This is a genomic window from Nocardia sp. NPDC004151, assembly GCF_042874235.1.
Taxonomy (GTDB): Bacteria; Actinomycetota; Actinomycetes; order Mycobacteriales; family Mycobacteriaceae; genus Nocardia.
This window is the reverse complement of the sequence record NZ_JBIAMR010000009.1, coordinates 321,131-341,797: the sequence shown is the minus strand read 5'-3', so window position 1 is coordinate 341,797 and position 20,667 is coordinate 321,131. Positions and strand designations below refer to the sequence as shown.

The 20,667-nt window shown below is 68.5% G+C and carries 18 protein-coding genes; 10 read left to right on the top strand and 8 right to left on the bottom strand.

Annotation, left to right across the window (positions count from 1 at the left end; all coding sequences use genetic code 11):
• Positions 1 to 146 precede the first annotated feature (146 nt).
• On the top strand, positions 147 to 1,433 hold the full coding sequence (locus ACFYTS_RS22385) for a serine hydrolase domain-containing protein (RefSeq protein WP_387306870.1): 1,287 nt from the start codon (positions 147 to 149) through the stop codon (positions 1,431 to 1,433).
• 18 nt (positions 1,434 to 1,451) lie between these two features.
• On the opposite strand, the gene ACFYTS_RS22380 is transcribed toward ACFYTS_RS22385, so the two are convergent.
• Complete coding sequence (locus ACFYTS_RS22380) at positions 1,452 to 2,168, bottom strand: SDR family NAD(P)-dependent oxidoreductase (protein ID WP_387306868.1); 717 nt, start codon at positions 2,166 to 2,168, stop codon at positions 1,452 to 1,454.
• Between the two features lie 109 nt (positions 2,169 to 2,277).
• Here ACFYTS_RS22380 and ACFYTS_RS22375 point away from each other — a divergent pair, with 109 nt between their 5' ends.
• The 4 genes from ACFYTS_RS22375 (at position 2,278) to ACFYTS_RS22360 (ending at position 5,087) form a co-directional block, all read left to right on the top strand.
• Positions 2,278 to 2,919 carry a helix-turn-helix domain-containing protein gene (locus ACFYTS_RS22375; protein WP_357278679.1) on the top strand — a complete coding sequence of 214 codons (642 nt, stop codon included), beginning with the start codon at positions 2,278 to 2,280 and terminating at the stop codon, positions 2,917 to 2,919.
• An 89-nt stretch (positions 2,920 to 3,008) separates the two neighbouring features.
• Positions 3,009 to 3,320, top strand: a complete 312-nt coding sequence (locus tag ACFYTS_RS22370; RefSeq protein WP_357086311.1) for a hypothetical protein — start codon at positions 3,009 to 3,011, stop codon at positions 3,318 to 3,320.
• A gap of 82 nt (positions 3,321 to 3,402) precedes the next feature.
• Positions 3,403 to 3,864, top strand: a complete 462-nt coding sequence (locus tag ACFYTS_RS22365) for a hypothetical protein (protein ID WP_387306866.1) — start codon at positions 3,403 to 3,405, stop codon at positions 3,862 to 3,864.
• Positions 3,865 to 3,932: 68 nt separating this feature from the next.
• On the top strand, positions 3,933 to 5,087 hold the full coding sequence (locus ACFYTS_RS22360) for an alkaline phosphatase family protein (RefSeq protein WP_387306864.1): 1,155 nt from the start codon (positions 3,933 to 3,935) through the stop codon (positions 5,085 to 5,087).
• Position 5,088: 1 nt separating this feature from the next.
• Here the strand turns inward: ACFYTS_RS22360 and ACFYTS_RS22355 are convergent, their stop codons facing one another.
• Both ACFYTS_RS22355 and ACFYTS_RS22350 read right to left on the bottom strand, forming a co-directional pair.
• Complete coding sequence (locus tag ACFYTS_RS22355; protein WP_357278673.1) at positions 5,089 to 5,673, bottom strand: QsdR family transcriptional regulator; 585 nt, start codon at positions 5,671 to 5,673, stop codon at positions 5,089 to 5,091.
• A complete protein-coding gene (locus tag ACFYTS_RS22350) occupies positions 5,670 to 6,617 on the bottom strand; it encodes a patatin family protein (RefSeq protein WP_357278672.1) in 948 nt (315 codons plus the stop codon). The genes ACFYTS_RS22355 and ACFYTS_RS22350 overlap by 4 nt, the downstream gene beginning before the upstream one ends.
• A gap of 120 nt (positions 6,618 to 6,737) precedes the next feature.
• Here ACFYTS_RS22350 and ACFYTS_RS22345 point away from each other — a divergent pair, with 120 nt between their 5' ends.
• Together ACFYTS_RS22345 and ACFYTS_RS22340 are read left to right on the top strand one after the other, a co-directional pair.
• Positions 6,738 to 7,904: an acyl-CoA dehydrogenase family protein gene (locus ACFYTS_RS22345; RefSeq protein WP_387306861.1), complete on the top strand. Its 1,167-nt coding sequence runs from the start codon at positions 6,738 to 6,740 to the stop codon at positions 7,902 to 7,904.
• Positions 7,905 to 7,913: 9 nt separating this feature from the next.
• Positions 7,914 to 8,993: an acyl-CoA dehydrogenase family protein gene (locus tag ACFYTS_RS22340; RefSeq protein ID WP_387306859.1), complete on the top strand. Its 1,080-nt coding sequence runs from the start codon at positions 7,914 to 7,916 to the stop codon at positions 8,991 to 8,993.
• 364 nt (positions 8,994 to 9,357) lie between these two features.
• Here ACFYTS_RS22340 and ACFYTS_RS22335 read toward each other — a convergent pair whose 3' ends face one another.
• From ACFYTS_RS22335 to ACFYTS_RS22315, 5 genes are all read right to left on the bottom strand, one after another.
• Positions 9,358 to 10,716, bottom strand: coding sequence for a DUF222 domain-containing protein (locus tag ACFYTS_RS22335; protein ID WP_387306857.1), 1,359 nt, complete (start codon positions 10,714 to 10,716; stop codon positions 9,358 to 9,360).
• A 170-nt stretch (positions 10,717 to 10,886) separates the two neighbouring features.
• Positions 10,887 to 12,977: an MMPL family transporter gene (locus tag ACFYTS_RS22330; RefSeq protein WP_387306855.1), complete on the bottom strand. Its 2,091-nt coding sequence runs from the start codon at positions 12,975 to 12,977 to the stop codon at positions 10,887 to 10,889.
• Between the two features lie 2 nt (positions 12,978 to 12,979).
• Positions 12,980 to 13,360, bottom strand: coding sequence for a nuclear transport factor 2 family protein (locus ACFYTS_RS22325; protein WP_357278662.1), 381 nt, complete (start codon positions 13,358 to 13,360; stop codon positions 12,980 to 12,982).
• A gap of 174 nt (positions 13,361 to 13,534) precedes the next feature.
• On the bottom strand, positions 13,535 to 17,113 hold the full coding sequence (locus ACFYTS_RS22320; protein ID WP_387306853.1) for a BTAD domain-containing putative transcriptional regulator: 3,579 nt from the start codon (positions 17,111 to 17,113) through the stop codon (positions 13,535 to 13,537).
• Positions 17,114 to 17,201: 88 nt separating this feature from the next.
• Entirely contained in the window at positions 17,202 to 17,564 is a 363-nt protein-coding gene (locus tag ACFYTS_RS22315; protein ID WP_357278658.1) for a hypothetical protein, read from the bottom strand.
• A 305-nt stretch (positions 17,565 to 17,869) separates the two neighbouring features.
• Here ACFYTS_RS22315 and ACFYTS_RS22310 point away from each other — a divergent pair, with 305 nt between their 5' ends.
• Genes ACFYTS_RS22310 through ACFYTS_RS22300 form a run of 3 tightly spaced genes read left to right on the top strand, consistent with a single transcriptional unit; the run spans position 17,870 to position 20,659 of the window.
• Complete coding sequence (locus tag ACFYTS_RS22310; RefSeq protein ID WP_387306851.1) at positions 17,870 to 19,003, top strand: LLM class flavin-dependent oxidoreductase; 1,134 nt, start codon at positions 17,870 to 17,872, stop codon at positions 19,001 to 19,003.
• Between the two features lie 8 nt (positions 19,004 to 19,011).
• Positions 19,012 to 19,668 carry a CE1759 family FMN reductase gene (locus ACFYTS_RS22305; protein ID WP_387306849.1) on the top strand — a complete coding sequence of 219 codons (657 nt, stop codon included), beginning with the start codon at positions 19,012 to 19,014 and terminating at the stop codon, positions 19,666 to 19,668.
• 28 nt (positions 19,669 to 19,696) lie between these two features.
• Positions 19,697 to 20,659, top strand: a complete 963-nt coding sequence (locus ACFYTS_RS22300; protein ID WP_357278652.1) for a DUF5996 family protein — start codon at positions 19,697 to 19,699, stop codon at positions 20,657 to 20,659.
• The last annotated feature ends 8 nt before the right edge of the window (positions 20,660 to 20,667 follow it).

The following is a 20,667-nucleotide window of genomic DNA, read 5'->3' as shown; positions in this document are numbered from 1 at the left end:
TCCGTTGCCCCGAAAACCTGCGTCCCCGAAAGTCATGGGCCGCGCAGAGCTAATCGCGTCCGCCGATTCTCCGATGAGCCATACGGATTCATCGGAGTGCGGAGGATCGAGTGGCGCGGTTTCTGACAGGCATCCTGGCTGTAGCGATGGCCGCTGCCCTGACGTCGTTCGCGGCGCCTGTCGCCGCGGCGGAGCCGGACGGCTTGCGGCACTGCGCAGTCAGCGACGGCAGGCAGCCCGAAACCGCTACCGCCGAAGAGGTGGGCCTGGATTCGGAGGCGCTGCGGCGCGCGGTGGACTTCGCCTCAGACGCGACGCGCTTCACCGTGCAGGTCTTCCGAAACAACTGCCTGATCGCGGCCGGACCCACCAATCAACGGGCGGGCGGTATCCCGTGGAACCTGTGGAGCGGCACCAAGAGCGTGGTGTCCATGGTGGCGGGGATTGCGGTCGACGCGGGCGCCCTGCGCGTGGACGATCCGATCGGCGACTACCTGCCCGCCGGGCTCGGTGACGCCGAGCATCGCGCGATCACCGTGCGCAGCCTGCTGACCGAGACCTCCGGCATGGAGATCGCCATCGCCTCCGAGGGCATCACCGGCGTGGCCCGGCTGGATCCGAACGTGGTCGCACAGGCGCTCGCCATGCCGATCCTGCATCCGCAGGGGGAGACCTGGCAGTACAGTCAGCGCGCCGTCGACCTGCTCGTGTACGTGATCCAGCGCGCGGTGGACGAGGACTTCCAGGCCTATGCGCAGCGAAACCTGTTCGACCCATTGGGCATCCGGCAATCGGACTATCTGTGGGCGCGTGACCGCAGTGGCAACACCTACGGCCACGCCCACTTGGTGCTCCCGCCCGACGATTACGCCAAACTCGGCCTGCTGCTGGTGAATCGCGGTAATTGGCATGGCCGGCAGGTGATCTCGACCGCCTATCTGGCCGAGGCGACCACGCCCGCCGGCGTCAACCCGTGCTACGGGTTCCTTATCACCGTCAACGGCCCGGACTGCGAGGACCTGTTTCCCGGCCTGCCGAAGGACGCTCTCCAGATGGCGGGGATGATGCGCCAGGACAACTTCATCGTGCCCAGCCTCGGATTACTGGTCAGCTGGACCGGTGTCACGGTTCCCGGTGGGGCGGTGAGCTTTCCGCACGACGTCCTGCGCGGTCTCACCCAGGCCTTCCGCACCCCCGTCCTGCCCGATCCGGGGCCCTACGTGCCGCGCCCGGACGCCAGCATCACCGACCCCATGTTCATGAACCCGGACGCCACCCTGGCCGCCCTGGGCCTCGGCCCGATGGCCTACCCGGGCTGCGGCCTGCTGGAATGCCTGGGTAAACCGCTGTATCCGCCGTTCGGTGACTGGCCGCCCGGCTGCTTCATCCTCGGCTGCACCGGGGCCGACCCCGCGACCCCGGGCATCCGCTGACCGGTCGGGGGCGTCGGATCAGAAGCCGATCTCCACCTCGGTTCGATCCCGGCTCGTATACAGGTCCCAATAGTGGTCGCCCAGTTCGCTGTTGGTCATGCGCGGGATGCTGACTCCCGGCGGCACCACCTCGGGGTGCTCGTCGACCATGCGCTCCGCCTCGCTGCCGCCGATCAGCACGCCGATGTTCATCAGCCCGACGTGCACACCGGTGCCGTGCAATTCCTCCGCCAGCTGCAGCACGTAGGCGCGCTGCGCAGCCAGGGCCACGCCGAAATTGGCCAGATAGGGCAGCACGCCCTGCGCGGGTGAGCCCGAGGAGAACAGCAGGGCGCCGGAGCTCCGCTCGAGCATCGCGGGCAGCAGGGCGCGGGTCATCAGGATGGGGGAGTGCAGCTTCAGGGTCATCGGAACGCGCAGGGCCGCGAGGTCCACGGCGCGGGTGGAGGGTGCGCGGTCGGTCATCCCGGCGGCCGCGCCGTGCAGTGCGACATCGATGTCGCCGAAGGTCCGCCGAATGGTCGCGATGGCCTCGTCGAGCTGGTCAGCGGCGGTGACGTCGGCGGGGAAGGCCTGGGCCTCGATGCCCTCGGCTTTCAGGTCGGCCACATGCCGATCGGCCTGGTCGGGTCTGCGGCCGATCACGGCCACACGAAACCCCTCCCGCCCGAAACGCCGCGCGACGCCCATGCCGAGGCCGGGGCCGAAACCGAAGATCGCGATGGTCTTGCTCATGCCCGCTCCCAAATAAGTTGAGCAATGGTTCAAGTTACCTCGCCGACGCTAGCATTAAGTTGAACCTATGCTCAACATAAATCGTGACCCGGATTTGTAGGATCGGCGGATGCCCGCCCAGAAACCGCTCCGCCTCGACGCCCGCCGCAATCGCGACGCGCTGGTGACCGCGGCGCGTGAGGTTTTCGCCGAACGTGGGCTCGACGCGCCCCTCAAGGAGATCGCCGCCCGCGCCGGCGTGGCCATCGGAACCCTCTACAACCGCTTCCCGGCACGCGACGATCTGATCGCGGCCGCGGTCGAGGACCGCATCGAGGCGGGCGGCCGCATCGCGGAATCCGCTCTGGCCATGGATGATCCGTGGGATTCGTTCGTGTACCTGGTCGAGAAGATCTGTGAGCTGCAGGCTCACGACCGCCTGCTCAACGAGCTCGCATTGCGCGCCGCGCCCAGTCCGGAGATCGCCGCCCAGCGCGATCGGGGCCACGCCGTCATGCGTGAGATCATCACGCGCGCACAGGATGCCGGGGTGCTGCGGGCGGACTGGGTGCTCGAGGACATCGCGTTCATCACCTGGTCGCACACACGGGTAGTGGAGCAGACCGCGGGCATCGCCCCCGACGCGTGGCGTCGCAATCTGGCGCTGATCCTGGACGGTCTGCGGGCGGAAGCCGCTCACCCGCTGCCGGTTCCGCCGATCAGTGAGGACCAGTTGAACCGCTCGCTGCTCGCCGACCCGGAGCGCGACTGAGGGGCGAACGTCGACCCGAAGAAACGGTGGAATCGGCTCCGGTTACCGTCGAGGATGATCGTTCGTTCGCATGTGTTGGAGGTAGTGAAATGGCTGGGATTCCCGCGGTACCGACGTCGCTGCTCGCGGCCGGTGGACTCACCGGCGGCTTCGCGCTCGCCCAGGCCACCAAGAAGCGGCAGCTCGGTGGGGCGGTGTTCGCGGCGGGCACGGCGGCCGCGTTCCCGCGGTGGCGCAAGACCGTCGGCACCGGCGGCGCGGCCGCGCTGACCGGGCTCGCCATCGGCGCGATGGGCGCCTCGCACCCGCTGGCCAAGAAGATCGGCGCGTGGCCGTCGGTGGCGGTGGTGTCGAGTGTGGTCGCCGTGGCCGCGTGGGCCGCGGTGGATCGTCGCGCCTGATTCATCCGCCGGTCCTCCGGTGTGTTTCGGACCGTAAGGTTCGATCGCGTGCCGGGGGACCGTCCGCGCAATACCGTGGAGTATGCGCACTTTCGTTCACTTACTGCTGTTCGCCGCCGCTATCGCGGTGGCGGTCGGGGTCTTCGGTCCGCTGGTCGGCACGGTCGACGCGCGGAATGTTCAGTTCACCGACCTGCGTAACGGCTTCGAGCAGGGTCGGACCATGGGTCAGATCGGGGCGCAGTCGGGGAGCTTCGTCACCTCACTGGCCATCGGGCTGCTCGGGGCCGCGGCGGTCGTGCTGGTGGCCGCGCTGACCGGGTCCCGCATCGTGGGCTGGCTCGGCGTGCTGGCCGGACTGGCCGGACTCGGCGTCCTGGGCTGGCGGCTCGATCAGCGCTTCGACCACGAACTCCGCACCGACTACCGGCACCTGCTCTCCGGCGCCTGGGGGCTCTACCTCGTCGCCGGGGGACTGCTGCTGTCTCTGCTGCTCCTGCTCGTCCCGCGCGAACGCCGCCTGCCCCCGCCGCCGGGATTCTGAACGCGCGGCTTTCGTGCTTTCCGGGCGAGCGACCCGAACGGTGGCCGCCCAATCAATAGAGTCGGTCCATGCCCGGTACACCCGCGGGGTCCAGTCCGAACACGCTCGCCGACATCCTGCCCTCCGTCGCCGCCTCCTTCGGACTCGGTCAGCCCAATCCCCTGGCCATCGCGCCCAATCGGGACGTCGTGGTCCTGCTCATCGACGGCCTCGGCGCGGAACTGCTGGGCCGCCACCGCGACCTCGCGCCCACCCTCGCCGCCCACGTCCGCACCACGCTCACCGCGGGCTTTCCGGCCACCACATCGACCAGCCTGACCAGCCTCGCGCTCGGCGCGCCCTGCGCCACCCACGGCATCATCGGCTACAGCTTCGCACTGCCCGACGGCGACGGGGTGCGGCTGCTGAACTCGCTGCGCTGGACCCTCGACAGCGCCACCGGCGACACCGCCGTCGAGGCCTACCCGCCGGAATCGGTGCAGCCGCAGGCCAGTCGCCTCGAGGACCTGGCCGCCCACGGGATCGAACCGCACTACGTGATCCCCGGCTACCAGCGCGCCTCAGGACTGACCCGCGCCGCCTTCCGCGCCCCGGGTACCCTGCATCCGGCCTCGAACCTCGACGATCTGCGTGCCGGAATCCTCGCTGTCGCACAGCATTCCGGGACGGAGTCGCGGTTCGCGTACGCCTATTTCGCCGACCTCGACGCCAACGGGCACCTGTACGGCCCCGAGTCGCCGCAGTGGCTGGCGGTGCTCGCCGAGATCGACGCCGCGGTGGCCGACCTGCTCGCGGACCTGCCGTCCAGCTGCACACTGCTGATCACCGGCGACCACGGAATGATCCACGTGGACAATGCCGTCGACCTCGACGCGCTACCCGTCCTGCACCGGGGCGTCCGCCTGATCGGCGGCGAGGCGCGGGTGCGTCACGTCTATCTCGAACACCCCGACGCCCTCGCCGATGTCCGCGCGGCCTGGACCGGGGAACTGGCGCCGCACGCCACCGTCGTCTCCCGCGAACAAGCCCTCGACGAGCACTGGTTCGGGCCGACCCCGCCGACCCCCGTGATCGCCCACCGCATCGGCGATCTCATCGCCGTGGCCGAGAACCGGACCGCACTGATCCGCCCCGCTCTCGAACCCCTGGAATCCGCACTGCTGGGCCACCACGGTGCCCGCACCTCGGCCGAACAGCTCGTCCCGCTGATCACGAACCGCTGAATCAGGTTCGCAGCAGCGCGTTCTGGACCTTGCGCAGGCGGTCCACGTCACCGCGAAAACCGGCCACGGCATCGTTGTAGAGGAACGCCTCCCACAGCCGGACCAGGGCGTAGGCGAGGGTGTCCGGTTCGATCGGCGGCTGGTAGCCCTCCGATTGCGCGCGTTCGATGTGCCGCTCGACGATGCTCACCGCCGTCTGGTGCACGGTCCCGTCACCGCGCGTGATCAGGCGCAGGGCGGCGGTGGACTCGTTGTCGAAGTAGGCGCGCAGCGCGTCATTGGCGACCAGCAGATCGATGGTCCGGTCCAGCACCGCCGCGAGCCGCTTCCCGCCGGTGCCGCGGGTGCGGCGGTCGGCCAGGGCCACCACCTTCTCCAGCTGCCGCGCCACGGCCGCGCCGAGCAGGCCGTCGCGGGAGCCGAACCAGCGGTAGATGCTCGCCCGCCCCACCCCGAGCTGCGCGGCAATGGCATTGACGTCCAGCCGCTTTCCCTCCAGGAACACGGCGATGGACGCCTCGAGCACATCGTCCCGACTCGCCGACGCCGGTCGGCCCGGCGCTCTCGTTCCCTCCGCTCGTGTCACGCGGACAGCTTAGGAGCCAGGAACTCCGACAGCGTGCGCGCGGTCGCCGCGCGTCCCAGGATGAGGGCCGTCCGCAGCACCTCGGGGTCACGATCGATGCGGCCGATGTCGGGTGCGTCGCGCGGCGGGCGGATCTGCAGCACGGCCGGGTCGGAGGCGAAATCGCGCTCGTCGCTGTGATGTCGCTCGACCCGCGTGAGCCAGGGCCCGACGGTCCCGGGCGCGTGCCGTGACAGGAAGCGCGCCACCACCCGAGACTCCACCGTCGACGGGGGCCGCACGGCCTCGTCGTCCCGGCGCGTGCGCAGCACCAGCACCCGGGTAGCGCCCTGCGCCAACGCCGTTCGCACCGGCACGGATTCCGACAGCCCCGCGTCCACGAACCGCCGCGCCCCGATCCGCACCGGCCGCCCCGCCAGGATCGGCAGGCAGGTCGAGGCCCGCAGCGCCGTCTGGACCGAGCGCACATCGCTCAGCTCCGGGTGCAGGTCGACGGCCGCGCCGGTATCGGCGTCGGTGGCGATCGGGTGGAAGGTGATGGCATTGGCCAGGATCGCCGGGAAATCCATGGGCACGATCCGCTCGTACACGGTGTGCACGAGGTAGTCGGTGTCCACCACCTTGCCGCCGCGCAGCGCCCGCGCCGGACTGATGACGCGGTTGATCACCTCGGGATTCCAGGCCCGCCGCGAATCCACCGCCCGCCCGCACAGCAGCCAGGCCGCGTTCAACGCGCCCGCCGAAGCCCCGTACACCGCGTCGAAGCAGGACAGTACGCCCAATTCCTCGATGGCCATGGCCATTCCGTGCGAGTAGGCCCCACGCGAGGAGCCGCCCTCGATGACGAGGGCGAGACGATGGCGATCCGTTCGGCGACCGGGGGCGCTGTCCTCGCGGTGCCGGCGCGCGATGAGTTCGCCGACACCGAGGTCGTGGTCGGACAAGGGTGCTCCTTTCGAGGGGGCCGGTCGACCGTCGAGTATACGACCCTATTTGAGACACAGATAAGTCTGTGTATCATTTCTGCCGATGGCGTGGGTAACCACGAAACTGGAGGTCAACGCATGCAATTAGCGCTCACCGACGACGAGCTCGCCTTCCGCGACGAGCTGCGCGCGTTCTTTCGGAGCGAAATCCCGGCCGACATCCGCAACCGGCATCGGCACGGACAGGAACTGTCCAAGGACGACCTGGTCACCACCCAGCGCATCCTCAACGCGCACGGGCTCGCCACCCCGAACTGGCCGGTGGCCTGGGGCGGCAAGGACTGGACCCCGATCCAGCGGCACCTGTGGCATGAGGAGATGCAGCTCGCCTCGGTGCCGGAACCGCTCACCTTCAACACCAATATGATCGGGCCGGTCATCGCGCACTTCGGCTCCGAGGAACTCAAGGCGCGATTCCTGCCCGCCACCGCCAACCTCGATATCTGGTGGTGCCAGGGCTTTTCCGAACCCGAAGCCGGTTCCGACCTCGCCTCCCTGCGCACCCTCGCCGTCCGCGACGGCGACAGCTATGTGATCAACGGCCAGAAGACCTGGACCACCGGCGCGCAGTTCGCCGACTGGATTTTCTGCCTGGCCCGCACCGATCCCGACGCTCCCAAGAAGCAGGCGGGCATCTCCATGTTCCTGTTCCCGCTCGACACCCCGGGCGTGACCGTGCGGCCGATCAAGCTCATCGACGGCGGCCACGAGGTCAACGAGGTATTCCTGGAGAACGTCCGGGTGCCCGCCGACCAGCTCGTCGGCGCGGAGAATCAGGGCTGGACCTACGCCAAATTCCTGCTCGGCAACGAACGCACCGGCATCGCCGCCGTCGGCCAGACCAAGGTGCGGCTGTGGCTCGCCAAGGAACACGCCAAGCAGACCCGCCTCGGCGACCGCACCCTGCTCGACGATCCGCTGTTCGCGACCCGCCTCGCCGAACTCGAAAACGAGCTGCTGGCACTGGAGCTCGTGCAACTACGGGTCGCCGCCGGATCCGACGACGGCAAGCCCAACCCGGTGTCGTCGATCCTCAAACTGCGCGGCACCGAGCTCCAGCAGGCCGTCACCGAACTCCTGGTCGACATCGCCGGCCCGGATTCGATTGCCCGCGAGGACGAGTCGAACGCCGACTGGGCGCGCCGCAGCACGGCCACCTACCTGAACTATCGCAAGACATCGATCTACGGAGGATCCAACGAGGTGCAGCGCGGCATCATCGCCTCGACGATCCTCGGACTGTGAGGCAGCACCATGGATTTCGATCTCACCCCCGAACAGGAAATGCTGCGCGACACCGTGCGGGACCTGCTCGCCCGCGGCCGCGACACCGAACGATGGGCCACCTTCGCCGACATCGGGCTGCTCGGACTGACCTTCGATGAGGCAGACGGCGGCATGGGCGCCGGGCCCATCGAAGCCATGCTGGTCATGACCGAGATCGGGCGCGCCTTGGCCGCCGAACCGATCCTCGACTGCGCGCTGCTGCCCGGTGCGCTCATCTCGGCCGCCGGCAGCGACGTCCAGCGCAAGGATCTGCTGCCTCGCGTCGCCGAAGGACAGCTGAAACTCGCTTTCGCCCACGGTGAGCCGGGTCTGCGCTGGCCTGCCACCGACACCGGCACTCGAGCCGTACCCGATGGCGACCGGTGGCGCGTCACCGGCCGCAAGCACCCCGTCTCTCACGGTGACCAGGCGGACGTGCTGATCGTCAGTGCTGCCCACGAGGACGGCGTGGGGCTGTTCCTGGTCAAGCCCGCCGATCCGGGTGTGCGCCTGCGGCCGTACACCACGCACGACGGGCGGCGTGGTGCCGACATCGAATTCGACGGAGCTGCCGCGGAACCGCTCGCCGACGTGGCCGATGCCTCCGACGTCATCGGTGCCGCCATCGCCGCCGCCCAGGCCGCGTTGTGCGCCGAAGCGATCGGGGCGATGGAAGAGTCGCTGCGGCTGACGGCCGAGTACCTGAAGACCCGCAAGCAGTTCGGTGTGCCGCTGCGTACCTTCCAGACGCTGACCCAGCGCGCCGCCGACATGTATGTGTCGCTGGAGCTGGCGCGGGGGATGAGCATGTACGCGTCCATGTCGCTGGCCGACGGGGTTGTCGATCCGATGGTTGTCTCCCGTGCCAAGTTGCGAATCGGTCGGTCCGCCAAACACATCGGGCAGGAAGCGATTCAAATGCACGGCGGGATCGGTATGACCGACGAGTATCCGGTTGGGCACTACACCGCGCGGTTGAACGCCATCGAACACACACTGGGGGACTCCACCGACCACCTGCGGTACCTCGGCAGCCATGTGGCCGACTATCAGATGGTCGAGATCTGAGGATCTGAAGACCAAAAGATATGAGCGACCAAAAGATAAAGGACGCCTGGAGAAGAGAAGAAGAGACAAAAGAACGAAGAGCCGAAGAGAACAAGACACCGGAGCGGTTGGTCTCTGGAAGGTGATGCGTGCAGTCGGTGGGCTGGGGTCGGCGGGTAGCGGATCCCAGCCCGGCGTCAGCCCCAGTGTGGCAGGACAGACGAGGGTGACCACACTCTGCGTTGCTTAGCGCACGTCAGCAGACGAGCAGCCGCGCTATTGCATCGGGAGCATGCGCGGGGGATGGCGCACATGCTCCGGGTGTTGCCGGATGCGCTGCTGCTGGAGCGAGACCGGGTCACGGCGAGTGCGGCGAGCGTGGGTGTCACGCTGCCCGTGAGCGCCACGTTCGGCAACTGGAATCGACGGCAGCGGCGATCGCCTGCCCCACATGATGACGATCGTTCACGCGCGGCGTGCCGGTGGGATCAAGACTCTTCGGAGCAATCCACCCCGTCCGGCCGGGGAACGGTGAATCTTTACCCATCACAACGGTTTTCCAACCATCCGGGCCGTCATTGACCAGCGCGTGGCAGTGATCGCACGCCAGAGTCAGATTGGTGATGTCGGTGGGCCCGCCCTTGGCCCAATCATTGACGTGGTGGGCGGCGCACATGTTGGCGGGTTGTTCACAACCCGGGCGAGTACAACCCTTGTCCCGAGCCAGAAGCGCCAATCGTTGGGCGCGGTTCGCGGTACGGCGCGAACGCCGCAGGTACAACGGCATCCCGTCGCCGTCGAGGACCGCGATCACCGGGCGGGTTCCTTCGGCCATCTTCAGGGCTTCGTTGATCGAGATCTGGGTGCCCGACGCGGTGGTCGCGACCCCGGTCCCGTTCTCCAGGTCGGTCAGGCTCATGGTCAGCACGACCTCGACCGGCAGCCCACGGTGCATGCCCAGAGTCCGCATGTTCACACCCGGCTGCACCAACGCCAGCAACGCGTCGTGGGTCCGCTGCCCGGCGTCACGACGATCCCGACGCGCGGCAGCATCGAGGATGCTGTCGGCGATGAACCCACCCGTGGCCGAAGGGCTTTCCGGGTCTTCGACATTGCACATGCCGGGGCGGGCGAGCTTGGCGAACACCGCATCCAGGCAGGCACGCAGTTCGGGGGTGATCCAGCCCTCGATGCGCGTCATGCCATCCACGCCGGGGCGGCACAGGGTGATCCCGCGACGGCGACGACGATCAGCATCGGAGACGACCTTCCCATCGGGGTCGAGGCGCGCGAGGATGTCGCGCCCGAACTTCAACAGATCATCCGGCCACCCGTGACGCGAGTAGTCGACGAGGATCTGTTCAGCCTCGGCCCGTGCCTCGGCAGGGACATCGACGGGCAGGTGGTTCATCACATCCAGGATGTGGCGCACGTGATCACGCGAGATCTCGCCGGTTGCGAATGCCTCGGCCGTCACCGGAAGTACCGGCGGGGCGATGTGTCCGGTCTGCTGGACGAATTCGCCGCAGTGGTGGGTGATCTTCACCCGCACGGATGCGTCGTAGCGGGAGAGTCCGAGGGTGTGGCGCAGGAACGGCACCATCTTCCCCGCGCCGCTACGCGAGTGCAGCGACCGTTCTCCGGCTTCGATGATCAAACGGGTATCGAGGGCGGCGAGTTGACGCTTGCAGGTTTCGAGCTGCCGCATCAACGACACAACGTCCTCGTCGGCGAAGCCGGTCATCTTCCCACCCTGCACGGATTCGGTCAGGGTCGAGACCGCGGCCGCCAGTTCGGCGATACCGCAGTCGTCGAGTGTCACCCCATTCGAATCCATGCCTCCATTTTACGCCCGCTCGATCATCGATGGATCACGAAATGTAAAGTATTCTATTCCTTTTCAGATTGAACGCATTAAATAGTTTGCTTCACAATCGGATCAGGAATTGCGCCTCCTTCTCGGGAATCGAGTCGGGTGCGTCGTGGCCACCACATGCGCTCACCCAGATCGATCGCGAGCGCTGGTACAAGCACGGTCCGCACCACGAAGGTATCGAGCAGCACTCCAAACGCCACCGCGAACCCGATCTCCGCCGCGAAAACCAAAGGCAGCGTGAGCAATGCCGCGAATGTCCCCGCCAGCACGACACCCGCCGCGGTGATCGTTCCACTGGTGGTACGCACCGCGATCACTGTTGCCGTAGCGGTGTCATGGTTCGCGGTCTCCTCCCGGATCCTGGCCATCAGGAAGATGCTGTAGTCGATCCCCAGGCTGATCAGAAACACGAAGGCCCACAGCGGGAACGACGGGTCTGCGCCCGCGAAGCCGAGCACCGTGTCGAACACCAACGCACTGACGCCGAGAGCCGCCGCCAGCGACAGGACGACAGTGGCCAGAACCACCGCGGGGGCGACCAAGGCTCGAAGCAGTAGCGCCATGATTACCAAGACGACGGACAACACCAGTGGCACAACCATATTGCGGTCGTGGCGGGCGGCTTTCTGAGTATCGAGCGCGACGGCGCTGCTGCCTCCAACCATCGCATCGGGCAGTGAATGCACCACCGAGCGGAGACGTTCGACGGTTGCGAACGCCGCATCGCTTCCGGTGACATCGGCGGTCGTCACCTCCAGGTAGGCGAGACCGTCCGCGCGTACGGGAGTCGATACCGACACCACACCGGGAACCCCCGAGGCCAAGTCCCGCAGGCGATCCGCGTCCGAAGCCGGTCCGATTATCTGCACCGGGTCGCCGGATCCGCCCGGGAAATGCTCGAGCAGAACCTGCTCGCCGACCACGGCGTCGGGGCGGTTTCGGAAGGTGTCCTGCGCCCGCAGTCCGGACGCGTGCAATCCGAACAACCCCAGGGACAGGAACGCCAGTGTCACCGCGGTGACCTGCCAGACCCTGCGTGGACGGGAGGTGATCAAGCGTTCGAGGCGATTCCCTCGGCGGCTTCCTGCCGGTTCGGGATCGCCGAAACGCGGTGCGGCGGGCCAGAATATCCAGCGGCCGCACAGCACGAGCAGGGCTGGGTACAAGGTGGTGAGCACTGCGAAGCTGACGAGGACGCCCATCGCCATCACCGGGCCCAGGCTCTTCGTCGAGTTCAGGTCGGCCACCACCAGGCACAACAGGCTCAGGGCGACGGTGATCGCACTCGCGGCGATCGCGGGTCCGGCGCGCCGGATGGCTGTGGCCATGGCCACGTGACGATTCTCCGTGCGCCGCAATTCCTCTCGATAGCGCGCCGTGAGCAGCAGCGCGTAGTCCGTGCCCGCGCCGAAGACCAGGACGGTCAGCAGGAACTCCGTGTCATTGTTGACCGTCAGGCCCGCGTGCGCCGCCAAGAGGTAGATCAGCCCCTGTGCGACCGTCAGGGCCACACCCACGCAGACCAGCGGCAGCAGCCACAGCACCGGACTGCGGTAGGTGACCAGCAAGATCGCCATGACGATCGCGATCGTCACGTACAACAGTGTCGAGTTCACCGCGGAGAACGCGTCCGCCGAATCGGCGCCGTAACCCGCCGGCCCGGTGACGTGCGCGCTCATCCCCGCATCGGAGACGATGTCGCGGATCGACCGCACCGTCGGCAGGGCATCCGTGACTCCCTTGACGCCCACCGAGATCGGGACGACGACTTGGATCGCCTTGCCGTCCTCCGACTCCACGGGCTCCGGGACTGGACCATGCACCTGTGGCAGCGTCGCGAACCGGTGAGCGTCCGACTCGGCTCGCGCCCGCGCGGTGGAGTTCGACACCGCGTCGCCTCGCTCGTAGACGACCACCGCCGGGTACACATCGGACCCGATGAACTTCCCGGTCAGCTCGGAAACCTTCGTCGACTCGGCACTCTTCGGCAGCCAGGTGGTGGCGTCGTTCTTCTCCGCCCCGCCGAGCTTGCCCGCCAGACCACCGGTGGCGACGAGCGCGGCCACCCAGAAGACGATGGCGGCCAAGGCTATTCGCCGCAGGATCGGCGCAGATAGCAGTGACTTCACGGCTATTCGCCCTCCACCGGCACGGAGCGGGTGAGCTGATCGATCCGCTCGATGCGGCCGTCGGGGGACAGGCGGCCGATCATGCACACTTCGGTGGCGGTCGGACCGGTCGTCCGGAGGGTCGCGAACATTGTGTAGTGGGCCGCGATGCTGTCACCGGACAGCAAGGCTCGATGGACGCGGACCCGGACGGATTCGGCGTTCTTGCGAGCCGGGCGGGCGTGGGCGATCAAGGACTGACGGTCCAGGTGCAGGCCGTCGTTGCGGTAGTCGATGTCCGGGGTGAACCAGCGGTCGACCACGGTGGACGGGTCGTCGGCGCTGAACGCCATGTCGTGGGGATAGGTCGTGAGGAACTCGTGCAGATCGGCGTCGTTTCGCATGGGGCCCACAGTGCGGGGCGGCGCTCACAGTGAGTTCACACCGCGCTCACACGCATTCACTCGACACTCACGCGCCGACAACCCAGGCTGGTCGTGGCGCGTCTGGCCTGTCCGAAGGGATGACCCACGTCCGTCGTGTTCCTCACGAGCCTGGCTGCTCGATCGTGCTGCTGATCAACCCCGGTTGTCCGAGTTGCCGTCACTCACCGTCCGAAGGCTGGCTTCGACCGCCATGAGTGCCGCGTCGCGCGGGAGAACCCGGGCCCGTTCGTAAACGGCAGTCGCGTGATCGCTGCCGAGGACGGCCGCCAATTCCGTTCGGAGCGCCTCGATATCGGGATGGCGGGCATCCGGAGCGCCACGCAACGCGTGCCCGGCGCCCAATGCCTCGGCCGACGCCGAGGCGGCCCCGGCCGCCAGGCACGCCCGTGCGACGCCGACGGCCACCTCGGCGGCCAAGGGTAGGTCGCGGACGGCCACGGCGTTCGCCCACGCGTCCGAACAATGGGTGGCGGCCGCGGCGGCACTGCCCTCGGCGGCGCGGAGCAAGCCCATACGCAGCCCGAACATCGCACGGTACGAACGGTCCTCGCGCACAGCTCGCCCGAGATCGGACTCCACTCGCCGCAAACAACGCGCCGACTCGGCCAGATCCCCATCGAACCGAGCGACATCCGCCGCGAGCAGCCGGGTCATGACGGTATCCCCGGCCGACAAGGTCTCCTCGGCCAGCGCGCTCAGGTCGGTCCGGGCCGCATCCACCTCGCCCGAATGCAAGCGGATCATCACCAGCCACACCCGCAGCGCGACCGGTCTGCCCAGCTCCTCCGCCGCGACCAACGCCGACGCCATCGCCGCCTCGGCCCCGCCGAAATCCCCGAGCGCGGCCCGCGCGAACGCCAGATACGTCAATGCGGTGGACCAGCCCCACCGCTCCCCGGCTTCCTCGAAACACGCCGCCGCCATCCGCAGATCCGCGTCCAGCCGCGCCACCCCGGACTCGTTCGCGTGCAGGAACGACCGCACCAACCAGAACATCCCCCGAGTCCAAGCATCGGGATGTCCCAGCCACGGCTCCACCACCCCAAGCCCCACGTCGACCCGTTCGGCTGCCAACTCCACCAGCGCCCACGCCAATTCCGCTGCCCCGTCCGCTGTCACCGAATCGGCCGAACCCGAAGCCGATTCCGTCGCGCTCCACGTCGATTCGGGCACTCGCCAGATCGATTCGGTCGAGTTCCGAGCTGGTCCGGTCGCGCTCCGAGTTGATTCGGTCGAGTTCCGCGCCGGTCCGGCCGAACTCTGACCGGGTGCGGCAGGGCCGGGTTCGCTCTGACCCGGCGCGGACTCGGCTGGGCTGCCAGGAGTCGGCGTGGTGGTAGTGGATGGCGCGAAGGTGACCCCCGTCCAGCGGCGGATGTGGTCGGCGGCCGCGGTGAGTTCGGTGGCCTGGGCGGCGAGCATGGAATGCAGGGCGAACGCGGCGGCCAGTGGGGGATGAGGGTGGGTGGTCGGGAGTTCGAGGATCGGGCGCAGGAGCCGGACCGCGTCCGTGTGATTGGCGTGGAGGGCCCAATACATGCCGAGGGCTGAGCCCAGACGGGCCGCGGTGTCGGCGTCCGCCGACTCCTGGGCGAAGCGCAGGGCGGCGATCAGGTGATCGCGGTGGGCGTCGAGGAGCCGGAGCCAGGGGAGTTGGGTGTGGCCGCGCAGGTGCGGGTGGGCGGCTTCGGCGAGAGCCAGGTGGTAGGCGGCGTGGGCGGATCTGGTCGAGTCCAGTTCGCCTCGGGCCGTGAGGTGCTCGCGACCGTAGGCGCGGACCGACTCGAGCATTCGATAGCGCGGTTGCGGCGTGGGCAGGGCAGGGTCGGCGGTCAGGACGTCGACGAGTTGCACCAGTGATTTGTCCAGCAGCGCTTCGATTTCGGACGTCGCCACGCCGAGCCCCTCGGCGGCGTGCGGGGTGAAGGGCGCGGGAAAGACCGACAGGCGGGCGAGGGCGGTGCGCTCCTTTTCGATGAGAAGCTCCCAATCCCAATCCAATACAGCCCGCAGCGTGCGGTGGCGGGGGAGCGCGGTGCGGCTGCCGCCCGCCAGCACGGTGAATCGATCGTCCAGCCGGTCACGAAGCACCGGCAGTGGCATCGCCCGCAGCTTCGCGGCCGCGAGCTCCAAAGCCAGCGGCAACCCGTCCAGATGACGGCAGATCTCGGCGACCGTCTCGAGCACACCCTCCGTCGGCGTCAGTTCAGCGCGGACCGCCGTCGCGCGGTCCAGGAACAGCCGAACCGACGGAAAGTCCGCGACATCATCCGAATCGGCCGGCGGCACCGCCAACGGCGCGGTCTCCCACAGCGTTTCCCCACCGATCCCCAGCGGCTGACGACTCGTCGCGACGATCCGTAGCGCCGGCACCCGCCCGAGCAAGTCCGCCACGAAGCGGGCCACCTCGTCGACGAGATGCTCGCAGTTATCCAGGACCAGCAGCGTCGGCGCAGTCGGCAGCCCCTCTGCCAGCAGCCCCACCGGATCACCCCCGGAACGCTCCGCGGTCCGCGACAACGCCACCCCGAGCGCCCCCGCCACAGCGTGCGGCAGATCCGAGGAATCGCTCACCGCCGCCAATTCCGCCAACCCGACACCACCCGCGAACCGCCCGGCCGCAGCGCCTTCGACCGGGCCGCTCGCGGTGCCTTCCGCCTCTCGGTCCGGCTCGCCCGGAACCGGCCCACCCTTGCGGCCCACGACGTGCCCGCTCAGTTCTCCTGCGACCGCCACCGCCAGTCGCGTCTTCCCCGCGCCGCCCGGCCCCACCAACGTGACCAGCCGCGAATCTCCGACCCGCTGCACCACCTCGGTCAGGTCGTGTTCACGCCCGATGAGGCTCGTCAGCGGAACCCGGAGCCGTGCAGCCGGACTCGCGGCGGCGGTCGGGCCGATCGCCGAATCGCGATACGCCGGTGTCGATTCCCTCAGCCGCTGCTCGAAGCCCTCGGACTTCCCCGCTGCGGTGTGGGTCGGTCGCTCACCGCGGAGGAGCTTCAGATGCAGGTCCGCAAGCTCGGGGCTGGGGTCCATGCCGAGTTCGGTGGCGAGCAGGGTCCGGTAGTGGTCGTACGAAGTCAGGGCTTCAGGTGTGCGGCTGGCGGCGTGGAGAGCCTGCATGTGGAGGAGGCGGGGGCGTTCACGGAGGGGGTGGGCGGTGAGGAGCCCGGTCAGTTCGGTGATGAGGAGCGGATCGCCGGGGCGGATGGCGAGTTCGGCGGCCACCGCTGATTCGGTGGCGATCAGGCGGAGTTCGTCGAGGTGGGCGGCGGCCGCGGCGGCGAACGGCAGGGCCGATACGTCGGTGAGGGCGGGGCCGCGCCACAGGGAGAGGGCTTCGCGCAGTTGGGGAATGGCGACCCGGTCGCCGCGGTCGAGGCGCAGAATGCCGCCGCGGACCAGGCGCTCGAAGCGGTGTGCGTCGACGGCTGGGGCGGCGATGTCGAGGAGGTAGCCGCCCGCGGCCGCGCGGAGCGGGACATCGGCGGGCAGGGTGCGGCGGAGCCGGGAAACCAGCTCCTGCAGTGCGTGTTCGGGGCGCTTGGGGGCTGCTTCGGGCCACAGGTCGTCGATCAGGGTGCGGACGCTCACCGGGCGGCCTGGCTCCAGGGCGAGGCGAATCAGCAGGGCGCGCAGGCGGGTTCCCGGGACGGGGACGGACCGGGTGTCGTCCGCTACGTCCAGCGGGCCCAGGATGGCGATGCGCACTCCGCGAGTGTGGCACGCCGGCGCGATCGGCTCGGATATTCGCTCGACCCCCCGAGCGGTCCGGTGGCGTGCGCCGGTAGCGGTGTGGTCAGCCGCAGTTGGCGGCGGACAGGACGCGGGTTCGCCGGCGGCCTTCCTCCTCGGCGCAGGCGGTGGCGCGGCGGCGGTTGCTGCGGACCGCGGCGCTGAAGAGCTGGTATTCGGCCGAGGGGACGCACACCTCCCGATACGGATGTCGCTGGCCGACGCGGCGCTGTGGGCCGGGGATGACCACGCCGCGGCGCGGGTCGGGCCCGGCCTCCTGATCTCGCACCCACGACTTCAGGATGTGCGAATCGATACTGGGCAGGAATTCCACCGCACGATCCCATTCCAGGCCCTCCACCTGCATCGGATCGGCGACCGCGGTGACGACGACAGCGTATGCCGCACCGACGGAGTTGTCCGCCATTGGATCTACCCCCTGTCCATGCTCGAGATCTCCGGCGTTGCGCGGGGAATGTTCAGGATACTTCGAAAGATCTTGCACTACTGAGTGTTTCGCTGTACCCGCAAGTGGATTGCGGGTACTGGTCAGTCCTCGGCTCCGGAACGAAGCAGGTGCCGCCGGAATTCGGGACCCGTGGCGGGCGTGGTGGCGCATTGGCGGCAGTGGCGCGAATCACGCCCCTGTCCCGCTCAGGAATACCCTCCCGACCCGCTATGTTCAAGTGGTTGCCATATCCACCAAATGTGGACGCGACCCGAGGAGGACCTGTGCAGTTCGGAATTTTCAGCGTCGGCGACGTGACGATGGACCCCACCACCGGCCGGACGCCCAGCGAGGCCGAGCGCATCCAGGCCATGGTCTCCATCGCCCTCAAGGCGGAGGAGGTCGGACTGGACGTGTTCGCCACCGGCGAGCACCACAACCCGCCCTTCGTCCCCTCCTCGCCGACCACCATGCTCGGCTATGTCGCCGCCAAGACCGACAAGCTGGTGCTGTCCACCGCCACCACCCTGATCACCACCAACGATCCGGTGAAGATCGCGGAGGACTTCGCCATGCTGCAGCACCTGGCCGGCGGCCGCGTCGACCTCATGATGGGCCGCGGCAACACCGGACCCGTCTACCCGTGGTTCGGCAAGGACATCCGCGACGGACTGCCGCTCGCCATCGAGAACTACCACCTGCTGCGCCGCCTGTGGCGTGAACAGCGCGTGGACTGGGAAGGCAAGTTCCGCACCCCGCTGCAGGGCTACACCTCCACCCCCGCCCCGCTGGACGGCACCCCGCCGTTCGTGTGGCACGGCTCCATCCGCTCGCCCGAGATCGCCGAGCAGGCCGCCTATTACGGTGACGGCTTCTTCCACAACAACATCTTCTGGGACATGCAGCACACCAAGCAGATGGTGACCCTGTACCGCCGCCGCTTCGAGCACTACGGGCACGGCGCGGCCGAACAGGCCATCGTCGGACTCGGCGGCCAGGTGTTCATGGCCGAGACCGAGGCCGAGGCCAAGAAGATCTTCCGGCCCTACTTCGACAACGCCCCCGTCTACGGACACGGCCCGTCGCTGGAGGACTTCACCGAACTGACCCCGCTCACCGTCGGCACCCCGGAACAGGTCATCGAACGCACCCTGGGCTTCGCCGACAATGTCGGCGACTACCAGCGCCAGCTGTTCCTGATGGACCACGCCGGCCTGCCGCTGGACATGGTGCTGCAGCAGATCGAGATCCTCGGCAAGGAGGTGGTCCCGGTGCTGCGCAAGGAGTTCGAGGCCCGCCGCCCCGCCGGCGTGCCCAGCGATCCGCCCACCCACGCGTCGCTGGTCGCCGCCGGCCCCGACGCCCCGCACCACCTGGTCGAGCCCGCCCGCGAGCGCGTGCTCGCCGAAAAGAACTGAGGCCGAGCATGAGTCGCACATTGGTAGTCCTGACCGCCGGGCTCTCGCAGCCCTCCTCCACCCGGCTGCTCGCCGACCAGCTCGCCGCCGCGGTCTCCGCGGCGGTGGGCGGGCGCGGGGAGAGCCTCGACGTCGAGGTGATCGAACTGCGGGAACTGGCAGGCGATCTCGCCACCACCCTGACCACCGGCGGGCTGCCCACGCCCGCCGTGGCCGCGGCCCGGCAGCGAGTCACTGACGCCGACGGGATCATCGCGGTGACCCCGGTGTTCACGGCCAGCTACAGCGGGCTGTTCAAGATGTTCATCGACGTCCTGGACACCGACTCGCTCAACGGCATGCCCGTGCTGATCGCCGCCACCGCGGGCACCGCCCGGCATTCGCTGGTGCTCGATCACGCGCTGCGGCCGCTGTTCACCTACCTGCGGGCCGTGGTCGTCCCCACCGGCGTGTTCGCCGCGACCGAGGACTTCGGCTCCACCGGACTCACCGAGCGCGTACACCGGGCGGCGTCCGAACTCGCCCAGCAGATCGTCGCCGCACCCACCGCGGTGCAGGGCTTCCTGCAGGACGAACCGGTCCGGCACCGCAACTCCGGCAATGGCGTCGGCGCGGTCCGGCCGTTCGCCGAACTGCTCGCCGGGCACACCGGCGACGGGCGGTAACGCACTGATAGCTGAGTAGCATGAGCGGATGGCTCAGGACATACTTCCCGCCATCCCGCTCGACTCATGGCGGCCCACCAAGGAAACCCTGCACCGCTACGCCCAGATCGTCGGCAAAGTGGCCCTGGCCAAGGGGATCAGACGCAACCACTGGTGGCACATGACCTACCGGCTCACCGCGCGCGGCTGGACCACCGTGCCGCTCGGTAGCGCCACCGAGGGCCCCGTCTTCACCTGCTCGTTCGACTTCTTCGACCACGTGCTGCGGGTCTGCAACGACCGCGGCACCGAGGAGGAGGTGCCGCTCACGGGGCAATCGGTGGCCAGTTTCTATATCGAGACCATGAACGCGCTGCGCAACCTCGGCGTCGAGGTGGCGCTCGCTCACCCGACCCCCTTCGACCTGCCCGACCACGGGCGGCCCTTCGACGAGGACGAGCAACACCACACCTACAACCCCGCCGCCGCGCAACGCGCCTTCCACGTGCAGAGCCAGGTCGGACGCATCCTGGAACAGTTCAGCGCCACCTACTCCGGCAAGATCAGCCCCGTCCAGATCTTCTGGCACACCTTCGATCTGGCCGTGCAGCGCTTCTCCGACCGCAAGATCCCCATGCCCGACACCGTCGACCTGGTCACCCGCGAGGCCTACTCCCGCGAGGTGATCAGCGCCGGATTCTGGTTCGGCGACGACAAGGTCCCGGCCCCCACCTTCTACTCCTACACCGCGCCCGAACCCACCGGGCTCAGCGACAAACCACTGCGACCCGAACAGGCCCGCTGGGTGGCGTCCGGTTCCGGGCACAGCGCCTACCTGTCCTACGACGACGTCCGCGCCACGGCCGACCCCGTCGCCACCGCGCTGGACTTCTTCCAATCCGCATATGAGTCCGGATCGAGTCTCGCGGGCTGGGACTCTGTCGGTTTGGCCTGCCACAATGGCATCACAGATCCAGTGCTCACCACGCCGCGGCTGGGCTGGCCGGAATAACCCGATGC